Annotated in this window: 15 protein-coding genes; 3 read left to right on the top strand and 12 right to left on the bottom strand. The window is 62.8% G+C overall.

Annotation, left to right across the window (positions count from 1 at the left end; translation table 11 throughout):
* Positions 1 to 4 precede the first annotated feature (4 nt).
* From mdh to sdhC, 7 genes are all read right to left on the bottom strand, one after another.
* Complete coding sequence (gene mdh, locus GVL52_RS25460) at positions 5 to 967, bottom strand: malate dehydrogenase (RefSeq protein ID WP_160012222.1); 963 nt, start codon at positions 965 to 967, stop codon at positions 5 to 7.
* Positions 968 to 1,147: 180 nt separating this feature from the next.
* Positions 1,148 to 2,311, bottom strand: coding sequence for a cell division protein ZapE (zapE, locus tag GVL52_RS25465; RefSeq protein ID WP_160012223.1), 1,164 nt, complete (start codon positions 2,309 to 2,311; stop codon positions 1,148 to 1,150).
* A gap of 48 nt (positions 2,312 to 2,359) precedes the next feature.
* On the bottom strand, positions 2,360 to 2,881 hold the full coding sequence (locus GVL52_RS25470) for a protease inhibitor Inh/omp19 family protein (protein ID WP_160012224.1): 522 nt from the start codon (positions 2,879 to 2,881) through the stop codon (positions 2,360 to 2,362).
* A gap of 285 nt (positions 2,882 to 3,166) precedes the next feature.
* On the bottom strand, positions 3,167 to 3,946 hold the full coding sequence (locus tag GVL52_RS25475) for a succinate dehydrogenase iron-sulfur subunit (RefSeq protein WP_160012225.1): 780 nt from the start codon (positions 3,944 to 3,946) through the stop codon (positions 3,167 to 3,169).
* A gap of 12 nt (positions 3,947 to 3,958) precedes the next feature.
* On the bottom strand, positions 3,959 to 5,815 hold the full coding sequence (gene sdhA, locus GVL52_RS25480) for a succinate dehydrogenase flavoprotein subunit (protein WP_160012226.1): 1,857 nt from the start codon (positions 5,813 to 5,815) through the stop codon (positions 3,959 to 3,961).
* A gap of 8 nt (positions 5,816 to 5,823) precedes the next feature.
* Positions 5,824 to 6,204 carry a succinate dehydrogenase, hydrophobic membrane anchor protein gene (gene sdhD / locus GVL52_RS25485; protein ID WP_160012227.1) on the bottom strand — a complete coding sequence of 127 codons (381 nt, stop codon included), beginning with the start codon at positions 6,202 to 6,204 and terminating at the stop codon, positions 5,824 to 5,826.
* A gap of 11 nt (positions 6,205 to 6,215) precedes the next feature.
* A complete protein-coding gene (gene sdhC, locus GVL52_RS25490; RefSeq protein ID WP_160012228.1) occupies positions 6,216 to 6,611 on the bottom strand; it encodes a succinate dehydrogenase, cytochrome b556 subunit in 396 nt (131 codons plus the stop codon).
* A 314-nt stretch (positions 6,612 to 6,925) separates the two neighbouring features.
* Between sdhC and GVL52_RS25495 the strand changes: the two genes are divergently transcribed.
* Positions 6,926 to 7,510: a hypothetical protein gene (locus GVL52_RS25495; protein ID WP_160012229.1), complete on the top strand. Its 585-nt coding sequence runs from the start codon at positions 6,926 to 6,928 to the stop codon at positions 7,508 to 7,510.
* Positions 7,511 to 7,519: 9 nt separating this feature from the next.
* On the opposite strand, the gene GVL52_RS25500 is transcribed toward GVL52_RS25495, so the two are convergent.
* Genes GVL52_RS25500 through tsaD form a run of 5 tightly spaced genes read right to left on the bottom strand, consistent with a single transcriptional unit; the run spans position 7,520 to position 10,986 of the window.
* Positions 7,520 to 8,167 carry a methyltransferase gene (locus GVL52_RS25500; protein WP_160012230.1) on the bottom strand — a complete coding sequence of 216 codons (648 nt, stop codon included), beginning with the start codon at positions 8,165 to 8,167 and terminating at the stop codon, positions 7,520 to 7,522.
* Between the two features lie 6 nt (positions 8,168 to 8,173).
* Positions 8,174 to 8,605 (bottom strand): EVE domain-containing protein, encoded by a 432-nt coding sequence (locus tag GVL52_RS25505; RefSeq protein WP_160012231.1) that lies wholly within the window; start codon positions 8,603 to 8,605, stop codon positions 8,174 to 8,176.
* Between the two features lie 2 nt (positions 8,606 to 8,607).
* Positions 8,608 to 8,901, bottom strand: a complete 294-nt coding sequence (locus GVL52_RS25510) for a YciI-like protein (protein WP_160012232.1) — start codon at positions 8,899 to 8,901, stop codon at positions 8,608 to 8,610.
* A 10-nt stretch (positions 8,902 to 8,911) separates the two neighbouring features.
* Positions 8,912 to 9,895 (bottom strand): NAD(P)H-dependent glycerol-3-phosphate dehydrogenase, encoded by a 984-nt coding sequence (locus GVL52_RS25515; RefSeq protein ID WP_160012233.1) that lies wholly within the window; start codon positions 9,893 to 9,895, stop codon positions 8,912 to 8,914.
* Complete coding sequence (gene tsaD, locus GVL52_RS25520) at positions 9,892 to 10,986, bottom strand: tRNA (adenosine(37)-N6)-threonylcarbamoyltransferase complex transferase subunit TsaD (protein WP_160012234.1); 1,095 nt, start codon at positions 10,984 to 10,986, stop codon at positions 9,892 to 9,894. Before tsaD ends, GVL52_RS25515 begins: the two co-directional genes overlap by 4 nt.
* 73 nt (positions 10,987 to 11,059) lie before the next feature.
* Between tsaD and hemC the strand changes: the two genes are divergently transcribed.
* Positions 11,060 to 11,989, top strand: coding sequence for a hydroxymethylbilane synthase (hemC, locus tag GVL52_RS25525; RefSeq protein ID WP_160012235.1), 930 nt, complete (start codon positions 11,060 to 11,062; stop codon positions 11,987 to 11,989).
* 5 nt (positions 11,990 to 11,994) lie between these two features.
* The gene (locus GVL52_RS25530) at positions 11,995 to 12,705 is read left to right on the top strand and encodes a uroporphyrinogen-III synthase (RefSeq protein ID WP_160012236.1); all 711 of its coding nucleotides are present in this window, start codon (positions 11,995 to 11,997) and stop codon (positions 12,703 to 12,705) included.
* Positions 12,706 to 12,714: the final 9 nt, after the last annotated feature.

Consider the following 12,714-nt stretch of genomic DNA (forward strand, 5'->3'; position numbering starts at 1 on the left):
CGGCTTACTTCAGCGACGGCGCGATGTTGATGCAGGCTTCGCACAGGCCGGCAACAGCGGCGACAGACTTGTCGAAGGCTTCCTTCTCGGCCTTGTTCAGGTCGATCTCGATGATGCGCTCGACGCCACCGGCACCGATCACCGTGGGAACGCCGACATACATGTCCTTGACGCCGTACTGGCCGGTCAGCTGTGCTGCGCAAGGCAGAACGCGCTTCTTGTCCTTGAGGAAGGATTCAGCCATTTCGATCGCCGACGCTGCAGGCGCGTAGTAGGCCGAACCGGTCTTCAACAGACCGACGATTTCGGCGCCGCCATCGCGGGTGCGCTGGATGATTTCTTCGAGGCGTTCCTTGGTGACCCAGCCCATGGTGATCAGGTCGGTCAGCGGAATGCCGCCAACGGTCGAGTAACGGGCGAGCGGCACCATCGTGTCGCCATGGCCGCCGAGAACGAACGCCGTGACGTCCTGAACCGAAACGTTGAATTCCTTGGAGAGGAACAGGCGGAAGCGCGACGAATCCAGAACGCCGGCCATGCCGACAACCTTGTTCGCAGGCAGGCCGGAAAACTTCTGCAGCGCCCAGACCATCGCGTCGAGCGGGTTGGTGATGCAGATGACGAACGCATTCGGGGCATACTTCTTGATGCCGGCGCCGACCTGTTCCATGACCTTGAGGTTGATGCCGAGAAGATCGTCGCGGCTCATGCCGGGCTTGCGGGCAACGCCTGCGGTGACGATGCAGACGTCTGCGCCTTCGATTGCCGAGTAATCGCTTGCGCCGGTGAGGTTCGCGTCGAACCCTTCGACCGGCGAGGACTGGGCGATGTCGAGGCCCTTACCCTGCGGGATGCCGTCGGCGATATCGAAGAGAACGATGTCACCCAGCTCCTTGAGGCCGGCGAGATGCGCCAGCGTGCCACCAATCATGCCAGAACCAATGAGAGCGATTTTGTTACGCGCCATTTCGGTGTTTCCTTTGCGACCAAACTTCGTCGGGCGACGCACGAGGGGGCTGCGCCCAATTGCCGCAATCGCATAAACCCAAAGAGCTAAAATGGCAAATGAATATTTTGGCGTGAGTAATTTCAATCGTTTAGAACATAAAATTCTTACGTAAACGTAAGAATATGTATGACCAAATCGTTACTCGGCCGCCCGCTTCTCGTGGTGCAGGGCAAGATATTCGGCGCTCCGCATCTCGAACAGCCGCGATGCTGTCCGGTCGAATTCGAAGCCTTCAGTACCACGCGCTTGTGTCAGCAAGTTCTCAGGCATGGCCTCGGCGGAAATATATAGCCGCACCGCGTGGTCGTAGAGCGTATCGACCAGAATGATGAAACGCTTCGTCTGGTTCCGCTTCTCCGGTCCGAGCAAGGGAACGTGATCGAGAAATATGGCATCAAAGCGTTCGGAGATGGCAAGAAAGTCCGCAGCCCCCAGTGGCCTGTCGCAAAGATCGGCAAAGCTGAACCGCGCCAGCCGGTCGACGGCAAGCGGCACATGGATCGAGCGCCCCTTCATCGGAATCTCGATCGGATGCGCCTTGCGCCCGTGCAGCGCCTGGTTCCACGAGGCATCCATCGCCATGTCGGCGTGATTGCCGAGCGGTGTCAGGTAAACAGGCAGGCTATTGATCTTCTCCATCCGGTAATCGGTCGGAGAATCCAGCGTCACCGTCTCGACATACTGGTTGAGCAGGCCGATGAACGGCGTGAACAGGCTGCGGTTCAGCCCGTCGCGGTAGAGATTGTCAGGCTCGACATTGGAGGTGGCAACCAGGATGCAGCCGCGCCCGAACAGGTCGGCAAACAGCCGCGACAGGATCATCGCATCGGCAATGTCGGTAACAGTGAATTCGTCGAAGCAGAGCAGCTCGGCCTCGTCGTAGAGCGCGGCACCCACCACCGGGATCGGATCCGCCTGCTTGGTCTCACCGTTCTTCAGCTTCAGCCGGTGGGCGGCGATGCGGTTGTGCACGTCGGTCATGAATTCGTGGAAATGCGCCCGCCGCTTCTTCGGCGTCGGCGCCATGCCGAAGAACATGTCCATCAGCATCGTCTTGCCGCGGCCGACGCTGCCGTGGATATAGAGGCCCCTGACCTTGTCGGACGACTTCTTCTTGGCGGCGAACAGCCAGCCGAGCGCGCTCGACTTCGCCGCCGGGCGCTTCTGCTTCAGCTCCGACAGCACCCGATCGAGGCACCTGGCCACATGCATCTGGGCATCGTCGATCTGAAGCGCACCCGAGGCCGTCAGCGACTTCAATTGTTCGCTGACGCTCAAGCTGTAGTCTGGCATCGGTTGCATGTAAAATATCCGCCCGGAGAAGATCGGCGGAGCGAGCCGCCGGCTCGCTTATCGGCTGAGTGTGATCGGCTGCCCGGTGTTGGTCTGGCCGGTGAAGGCATTGTCGGCGGTCTTGTAGACGCTGCCGATCTGGTTGCCGCTGCGATCCTTGAGCAGAACCTGCTTGCCGGACACTTCCCAGGACCCCATCGCCGTCAGCTCGCCGACGCAGCCGCGCGTACCGCCGCGCGATCCGCTGCCGAGATTGGTGAGCGTCAGGAACATGTCGCAGGAGCCGTTGACCCGCCAGCTGCCGACCAGAGATTCCTTGGTGACATCCATGCCACCACCGCCGTTGGACGCCATGGCGCCCGGCTGGGCACCGCCCATCGGCGGCTGATTGGTCGGAGCCGCAGGAAACTGCGAGGAGCCCGACACCGGCGGCAACTGTCCGCCCTGAACCGAAGGAACCGGCTGCGCCGTCAAGGGCGCCGGCGCTGCACTGTAGCTGGCATCATTATACGCCGTACGCTGGCAACCGGCGAGTGACAGAACGACCGCCATACCTGTCATCGCATATCGCAACTGCATCTGAATGCTCCCGAATGTCCGCTTTTGTCGCATGAAACTAATGAATAGACTGATTTTCGAGTTAACGTATTTCACGTTGGTTAATCAAGTCGGCACAGCCTTAAATTGCCCGTGACAGAGCTAGGCCTGTAACGGCACAATTCAACCTTTGTGGCCGAGAACTTCCTGCAGATAGAATTTGTCAGCAAGGTGATGGGCAGCCATTTCATCGCGCCGGGCAGCCGGTTTGCACTGCAAAGCACGATCCGGCGGCCCTGATCCCGGGCCGCCATGCGATCAAACGCCCTAAACGCGACGCTCGACCATCATCTTCTTGATCTCGGCAATCGCCTTGGCCGGGTTCAGACCCTTCGGGCAGGTCTGCGCGCAGTTCATGATCGTGTGGCAGCGATAGAGGCGGAACGGATCTTCAAGGTTGTCGAGACGTTCGCCGGTCGCTTCGTCGCGCGAATCGATCAGCCAGCGATAGGCCTGCAGCAGCACGGCCGGACCGAGATAGCGGTCGCCGTTCCACCAGTAGCTCGGACAGGAGGTCGAGCAGCAGGCACACAGGATGCACTCGTAGAGACCGTCGAGCTTCTGGCGATCGTCGTGGCTCTGCTTCCATTCCTTGGCGGGAGCGGGAGAAACGGTCTTCAGCCACGGCTCGATCGAGCGGTGCTGGGCATAGAAGTTGTTGAGGTCTGGCACCAGATCCTTGACGACGGGCAGGTGCGGCAAAGGATAGATCTTTACCGTGCCGTTGATGTCGTCGAGACCCTTGGTGCAGGCCAGCGTATTGGTGCCGTCGATGTTCATCGCGCACGAACCGCAGATGCCCTCGCGACAGGAACGGCGCAGCGTCAGCGTCGGGTCGATCTTGTTCTTGATGTAGAGCAGACCATCGAGCACCATCGGGCCGCAATCGTCGATATCGATATAGAACGTATCGATCGACGGGTTCTGGCCATCGTCGGGGCTCCAGCGATAGACGCGGAATTCGCGGGTATTGGTCGCGCCAGCGGGCTTCGGCCATACCTTGCCTTCGCGCATCTGGGAATTCTTGGGGAGAGCGAGTTCAACCATGTCAAATTCCTCCTAGTACACACGAGCCTTGGGGGCGATCTTCTGCGGGTCGATGCCCTCTGCGATGAGCTCGGTATGCACAGGGCGGTAGTCGAGCTTGACGTCGCCGGCGTCGTTGACCCAGGCGAGCGTATGCTTGCGCCAGTTCTCGTCGTCGCGGCCGGCAAACTTGCCTTCGGTGTAATCCTCGCGCGCATGCGAGCCGCGGCTCTCCTTGCGGGCTTCGGCGCCGTAGATCGTGGTGATGGCGTTGGCCATCAGGTTCTGCAGCTCCAGCGTTTCCACCAGGTCCGAGTTCCAGATCATCGAGCGATCGGTGACCTTGATGTCGCGCATTTCCTGCCAGATGGCAGAAATCCGCTTGCAGCCCGATTCCAGCGATTCCTGCGTGCGGAACACGGCGGCGTCTTCCTGCATGGCGCGCTGCATCTTTTCGCGCAGAACCGATGTCGGCGTGCCGCCGCTGGCGTTACGCAGGCCGTCGAAGCGATCCATGATCTTGTCGCAGGCGGCAACGTTGAGCGCTGGAACCGGCGATGCGCGGTCGATGACTTCGCCGGCGCGGATGGCGGCGGCACGTCCGAACACCACGAGGTCGATCAGCGAGTTGGAGCCGAGACGATTGGCACCGTGCACCGAGGCGCAACCGGCTTCACCCACAGCCATCAGGCCGGGCAGGATGCGCTCAGGATTGTTGCTGTCGGCGTTCAGCACTTCGCCCCAGTAATTGGTCGGAATGCCGCCCATGTTGTAGTGAACCGTCGGCAGAACCGGGATCGGCTCGCGGGTCACGTCGACACCGGCAAAGATCTTGGCGCTCTCGGAAATGCCCGGCAGGCGCTCGTGCAGAACGGCGGGATCGAGGTGGTCGAGATGCAGGAAGATGTGGTCCTTGGCCTTGCCGACGCCGCGGCCTTCGCGGATTTCGAGCGTCATGCAGCGCGAGACGACGTCACGCGAGGCAAGGTCCTTGGCCGAAGGAGCATAGCGCTCCATGAAGCGTTCGCCCTCGGAATTCACGAGGTAACCGCCTTCGCCGCGTGCGCCTTCGGTGATCAGACAGCCGGAGCCGTAGATGCCGGTCGGGTGGAACTGCACGAACTCCATGTCCTGCAGGGGCAGGCCGGCACGCGCCACCATGCCGCCGCCGTCGCCGGTGCAGGTGTGGGCCGATGTTGCCGAGAAGTAGGCGCGGCCGTAGCCGCCGGTCGCCAGCACCACCATCTTGGCGGCGAAGCGATGGATCGTGCCGTCGTCGAGGTTCCAGGCAACGACGCCGGTGCAGCGGCTGCCGTCATCCGACATGATCAGGTCGAGCGCGAAATACTCGATGAAGAATTCGGCATTGTTGCGCAGCGACTGGCCGTAGAGCGTGTGCAGGATGGCGTGGCCGGTGCGGTCGGCAACGGCGCAGGTGCGCTGTACCGGCGGGCCTTCGCCGTAGTTCTGCATGTGGCCGCCGAACGGCCGCTGGTAGATCTTGCCCTCTTCATTGCGCGAGAAGGGAACGCCGTAGTGCTCCAGCTCATAGACCGCCTTCGGCGCTTCCATGGTCAGATACTGCATGGCATCGACGTCGCCGAGCCAGTCGGAGCCCTTGACGGTGTCGTAGAGGTGCCACTGCCAGCTGTCGGGCGTCATGTTGCGCAGCGATGCGGCAATGCCGCCCTGGGCGGCAACGGTGTGGCTGCGGGTCGGGAACACCTTGGTGATGCAGGCGGTCTTGAAACCCTGCTCGGCCATGCCGAGCGTGGCGCGAAGACCGGCACCACCGGCGCCGACGACGATCACGTCATAGGAGTGATCGACATACTTGTAGGCTTTGCCATTCTGAGCAGGGCCATTCTGAGTGGATGAAGTCGATGCCATGATATCAATTATCCTACGAACGCGATCTTCAGAATGGCGAACAGACAGAGCCCGGCCATCAGGATCGAAAAGAAGGTGTTGAGCATCACGAGCGCGATCTTGGTGACTTCATGGTGCACATAGTCTTCGATGATGACCTGCATGCCGAGCTTCATGTGGATGATGCCCGAGATGATCATCAGGCCCATGATGACGGCGACGAACGGGTTCGACAGCGCGTGCACGACCTCCGAATACGGCTGGCCGGCATGGACGATCATGAAGATGATGAAGAAGAGAAACAGCGGCACATTGGCCACCGCCGTCACGCGCTGGCGCCAGAAATGTTCCGTGCCGTCCTTGGCCGAGCCAAGACCGCGAACCTTACCCAAAGGGGTACGCATATCCATGAGATCAACCCTTAGAAGCGAATGATGAAGCCGATCACCCAGACCAGCACGGTCAGACAGAGCGAGGCGATGATGTTGAGCTTGGCGAGCTTGGTCGAGAAGTGCTTGTCGAAGCCATAGCCGAGATCCCACATGAAGTGGCGGAAGCCGCCGAGCATGTGGTGGATCAGCGCCCAGGTGTAGCCGAGCAGCACGAGCTTGCCGACGATGCTGCCGAGCACCCAGTTGGCCCAGTCATAGGACGACTGGCCGGTCGCGGCGGCGATCAGCCACCAGGCAATCAGGATCGTGCCGACATAGAGTGCGCCACCGGTGATGCGGTGGACAATCGACATGATCATGGTGGGGATTGGTTTGTAGATCTGCAAATGCGGCGACAGGGGCCGATTGTTTGTCACGTTCGCCATCAGAACCTCGCGGCGGTCTTTCTGCGCTCCTGGGAGCCAGGAAGCATCCAAGCAACCACACGATTGACAGAAAGCTGTGTGTGCGTTGCATCAATGGCGACGTTTAATCACGGAAACCCCTAACGACAAGTATAATTGACGCACCCGCGTAATTTAATCGATTTGCGTCTTGACGCCTCGGCAGGGATAGGCAAACCGGCCCACCCCACACCCCCTTGCGGATGATTTTTCAAGCGCCGATGGACAAGCCGCCGCTTTTGGCGCATTTTCGCGTTAACGCTTTGTTAAGAATTTGGTTTCCGGAGACCAGCGCGATGTGGAAGACATCCTCGAAACTCGTTTCGCTCGCTGTTGCGATGCTGATCGCCCTGCCTGCCATGGCAGGTGATTTCGGCGACAGCCCCTTCCCGCGCCATCACGGCGGCGGTCATCGGGGCGCAGGCTTTCAGGGCACAGGCTTTCAGGGCTCAGGCTTTCAGGGCTCAGGCCAGCACGGCCAGTTGATCATCCGCCATCAGGGTGCTTCGGTCATCGGCCAGTCGGGTGGCTGGAACAGAGGGCAGATGCGCTTTGCCGGCAATCACGACGGCTTTCGCGGGAAAAATCCCTGGCGGCGTGGCGGCTTCATCCAGCGCTTCTCCTCGCCATCATCGAGCTTTGCCCGCAACAATGTGCTGATCATCAACCGGACGGGGCAGGATCAGCGCCAGGGTGGCACCTATGCCGGGTCATCCTATGCTTTCGAGGCCAACGGCGGCACGTATATCGGTGCCAATGGTTATGCGATCTACGGATATCGGCCGACCGTCCGCCTGGCACCCATGGCCAAGGTCATCACCGTCTCCACCCGCCGCAATCCCTGCTCCTACGAAGCCGGCGTCTGCGTCATCCGCCACTGACATCCGGCTTCAACGTGTAAACCGCCAGACCGTGGTTTTCTTGACCTCGCTGTCTTCGAGCGCCCGCGTCACCGGCACCTCGTAGACGGCGCAGGCCTGCAGCTTATCCCTCGGCAGGTAAGCCCGCCCGGGATCGCCGACGATCACGCTCACACCTGACGAAGCCAGCCGCTCGAACCACGGCACCAGCGCCGCGGCAAAATCGCGATCATAGAAAACATCGCCGGCGAGCAGTACATCGGCATCGACATCGCTGCCGATCAGGTTCTCTCCGGTGAAACCGATCTCGACACCATTGAGCGCCGCATTCAGCGCCACCGCCGTCGCCGTCCACGGATCGATATCGGCGGCGAGCACACTGGTCGCTCCTGCCATTATCGCCGCAATCCCAACCAGCCCGGAGCCGCTGGCGAAATCCACCACGCGTTTGCCGGCGACAGTCTCGGGATGATCGAGCACATACCGCGCCAGCCCCTGCCCGCCGGCCCAGGCAAACGCCCAGAACGGCGGCGGCAGGCCGATCTCGGCGAGCTCCTCTTCCGTCTTCAGCCACAGCTCATGCGCCTCGGTCGCCAGATGCAGCCGGATTTCCGGCACATGCGGCGGCGTCATCGGGCTGGTATTGCCGCGGATGAAAATCTCGGGATCGGTCTTCACTTGAGGTCAGCGCGGCGGATTGTCGAGCCCGCCCATGCGGCAGACTTCCAGCCATTCCTCGTCGGTGACAGGCTGCACCGAAAGCCGCATCGACGTCACCAGCGACATCTTCGCGAGCTTCTCGCTCGCCTTCACATCCTTCAGCGTCACCGGCTTCGGCATATCGCAGACGGCGCGGATATCGACGCAATCCCACTTCGGATCGCCCTCAGCGGTCGAATCGGGATGCGACAACGCGCAGACCTCGACGATGCCGACCACTTCGAGCCCGTCATTGGAGTGGTAGAAGAAGCCCTTGTCGCCGATCTGCATTGCCCGCATGTTGTTGCGCGCCAGATAGTTGCGAACCCCGGTCCACTCCGTGCCCTTTTCGCCCGCAGCCTTCTGCTGCGCCCACGACCATTTGGCCGGTTCGGATTTGTACAGCCAGTGCGCCACGCTTACGCCTCCGGCTTGTTGAAGACCCAGTTGAACGGCTGGACCTCGACACTCGCAAACAGCCCGGCCTTGGCGTAGGGGTCGGAGTCGGCAATGGCAGTGGCCGCTTCGATGGTCTCGGCCTCGACGATCACAAGGCTGCCGCAGGGCTTGCCTTCAGCATCGAGAAACGGACCCGCCATCTTCAGCGTGCCGGCAGCGTTCAGCGCGTTGAGATGATCGACATGCTCAGGCCGCGTCTCCATGCGAACGTTGAGGTGGCCGGGCTTGTCCTTGCAAACAAAAGCGAAAAGCATGTGAATTCTCCTATTCGGTCGTGATCGGGCGCGTCATCAGCTGGTCGATCGCTTCGGCAACGCCGAGCTGACCCGAGATGATGGCGGAAACAGCGTCGGTAACGGGCATGTCGATCGCAAGCGGCTTTGCCAGCCGCGACACCACGGCAGCGGCAAAGGCGCCCTCGACCAGCTCGCCATGCGCGGGATCACGCGTCTCGCCGCGCCCGAGCGCGATGCCGAAACGCAGATTGCGCGATTGGTGGCTGGTGGCGGTCAGAACCAGATCGCCGAGGCCGGACAGCCCCGGAACCGTATCCGCCTGCCCGCCCTTGGCGACGACGAAGCGCGACATCTCGGCAAGCCCACGGGCAATCAGCGCCGCACGCGCCGAATCGCCGATCCCTGCACCCTCGACGATACCGCAGGCAATCGCCAGCACGTTCTTCAACGCCCCGCCCAGCTGCACGCCGATCCGGTCGGATGATGGATAGAGCCGGAAGGTCCGCCCCGAAATCGCCTGCGCCAGCCGCTCGGCAATCTCGCCGTTTTCGGCCGCCACCACCATCGCGGTTGGCAGCCCCTTGGCGATATCGGCGGCAAAGCCCGGTCCCGACAGCACGGCAATCGGATGCCCCGGCAGCGCCTTCGCCAGCATGTCGGTCAGAAGATTGCCAGTCGTCTTCTCGATGCCCTTGGCACAGGTGACGACAATGGCATCCTTGGCCAGATAAGGTTCGTATTGCCTTGCCGCGTCGGCCTGCGCCTGCGAGGGCATGGCAAACAGCACGATCCCGGCATCGCCGATCGCATCGGCCTCCGCCGAAAACAGCAATGCCTCCGGCAGCGGAATGCCCGGCAGCACGGCGTCGTGCAGATGCTCGGCCGCAAGATCGGCCATCAGCTGGGGATCGCGGCCGACCAGCGTCACCTTGTGCCGCCCGGTCAGCGCAATCACCGCGGCCAAAGCCGTGCCGAACGCACCGGCGCCGATGACGGCAATGGTCTCACTCATGCCTTCGCTCCCCGCTTGCCGAAGCCCAGCAATGCCTCGGCGTTCGAATCCAGCGGCCAGCGCGAGCGCGGCTGCACGTCGAGCTCATCGGGCAGAACGCCCGTCGCCATCCGCTCCAGCCCGGCCCAGGCGATCATCACCGCATTGTCGGTGCACAGATGCAGCGGCGGCGCCACGAAGCGGAAGCGGTTCTTGTCGCAGAGAGCCTGCAGCGTGCCACGCACCTCGAGATTGGCGGCCACGCCACCGGCCACGACGAGCGCCGGCTGCGCGACATCGGGAAACAGCGTCTTGAAGCGCTCCAGCCCGCGGCCGATGCGATCCTTCAAGGTTCGCGACACGGCGTTCTGGAACGAGGCGCAGATATCGGCCACGTCCTGATCGCTGAGCGGCGCGATCTCGGTCGCCGCCTGCCGCACCGCCGTCTTCAGCCCGGAAAAGGAGAAATTGAGCTTTGCCTCGCCGACCAGCGGCCGTGGGAACTTGAAACGCTCGGGATTGCCAGATTTCGCCGCCCGCTCCACCGCCGGCCCGCCGGGATAGGGCAGGCTCAGCAGCTTGGCGGTCTTGTCGAAAGCCTCGCCCAGTGCATCGTCGATCGTCGTGCCCCAGCGCTCGTAATCGCCGACGCCGCGCACCAGGATCAGTTGCGTATGACCGCCGGAAACCAAGAGCATCAGATAGGGGAACGACAGCCCGTCGGTCAGCCGCGCCGTCAGCGCATGGCCCTCGAGATGGTTGACGGCATAGAGCGGCTTGCCGGATGCCTTGGCGATCGCCTTGCCGGTCATCAGCCCGACCAGCAACCCGCCGATCAGCCCCGGACCTGACGTCGCGGCGATCGCATCGATCTCCGAGAGCGACACATTGGCGCGTTTCAAAGCCTCGTCGATCAGCGTATCCAGGGCTTCGACATGGGCGCGGGCCGCAATTTCGGGCACGACGCCGCCATAGGCGCTATGCTCTTCGAGCTGGCTCAGCACCACGTCGGAGCGCACGGTTGGCACCCCGTCTGCAGCCCGCTCGACCACGGCAGCGGCGGTTTCGTCGCAGCTTGTTTCGATGCCGAGGATGCGCAGAAAGGGAGCCATGGAGCCTGATCGTTGATTGCGATGGGTCTGAAACCTGTTTACGAGAAACTCCGGTAACAACGGATCAATGCGGATGCAAACAAAACCTTTCCGGATCGGCACCAGAGGCAGCCCCCTGGCGCTCGCCCAGGCCAACGAAGCCCGCGACAGGCTGATGGCGGCGCATGGCCTGCCGGAGGAGATGTTCGAGATCGTCGTGCTCTCCACCAAGGGCGACCGCATCACCGACCGCTCGCTGGCCGAGATCGGCGGCAAGGGCCTGTTCACCGAAGAGCTGGAAGAAAAGCTCAGTTCCGGCGATCTCGATATCGCCGTGCATTCCACCAAGGACATGCCGACAGCGCTGCCAGAAGGGCTCTGTCTTGCCGCCTACCTGCCCCGCGAAGACATTCGCGATGCTGTCGTAGGCCGCACCGCTCCGAAGTTGATCGACCTGCCGCATGGCGCCACCGTCGGCTCCTCGTCGCTGCGCCGACAGGCGCTGATCCGCCGCATGCGCCCCGATATCAATGTCATCACCTTCCGCGGCCTCGTCGACACAAGGCTGCGCAAGCTCGCAGAAGGCCAGGTCGACGCGACGCTGCTGGCGCTGGCCGGCCTGAAGCGCCTCGGCAAGGTCGATGTGATCACCGACATCCTCGATCCCGACACCTTCCCCCCGGCCCCCGCCCAGGGCGCCATCTGCATCGAAAGCCGCATCGGCGACACCCGCGTCGAGACGCTGCTGGCCCCGATCAACGATGTCAGGACCTTCGACACCGTCTCCTGCGAGCGCGCCTTCCTGGCAGCGCTCGATGGCTCATGCCGCACCCCGATCGGGGGCTATGCCGTCTGCGAGGGCGACCAGATCCGTTTCCACGGCCTGATCATCACCCCCGACGGCCGCCAGCAGCACGCCATCACCATCGACGGCAACCGCCGCGATGCGGTGGCGCTCGGCACCCGCGCCGGCCAGGATGTCCGCGACCGGGCGGGCACTGCCTTCTTCGAAGACTGGAGCTGACGCCGATGCGCGTGCTCGTGACCCGTCCACCGCAGCCGGGCGCGCGCACCGCCGAACGCCTTGCTGCAATGGGCCACGCGCCGCTGATGCTGCCGCTGTTCGAGCCGATGCATGACGGCGAGAAGGCCCTCGCCGGCCTTGCGGAAACCGACGGCCCCATCGCCGTCACCAGCGCCGAAGCGATCCGCGCCATGACCGAACAGCCGACAGCCGGCCGCGCCCCCTACCTCAACCGCCCGCTGTTTGCCGTCGGCGACGCCACGGCCGAGCAAGCCAAGACTGCCGGCTTCGACAACGTCATCGCATCGACAGGCAACGGCGCCGACCTCGCCGACCTGATGGCCGACGGGACCCGGACCCCGGTGCTCTACCTCGCCGGATCGCCGCGTGCCAAAACCTTCGAGAGCCGCGCCCGCAAGATCGGCCTCGCCGTCATCGTCGTCGAATGCTACCGGATGCAGCGCCTCCACGTGCCGGTCGAGATCCTCCGCAACCTGTTCGCCGACCAAGCCCCTGATTCGATCCTGTTCTATTCGCGCCAGACCGCCCAAGGCTTCTTCGCGCTGCACGAGATCGCCACCAATCTAGACGCCCTGATCGGCATCCGCCTGCTCTGCCTCAGCAACGCGGTTGCCGATGCCGTTCCGCCTGAGCTGCAAGGGCATGTCACGATCGCGAAAACGCCTGACGAAGACAGCCTTCTATCGCTGCTTTGATCCCCGGCT

It is taken from the genome of Rhizobium sp. 18055 (assembly GCF_902706285.1).
Taxonomy (GTDB): Bacteria; Pseudomonadota; Alphaproteobacteria; order Rhizobiales; family Rhizobiaceae; genus Rhizobium.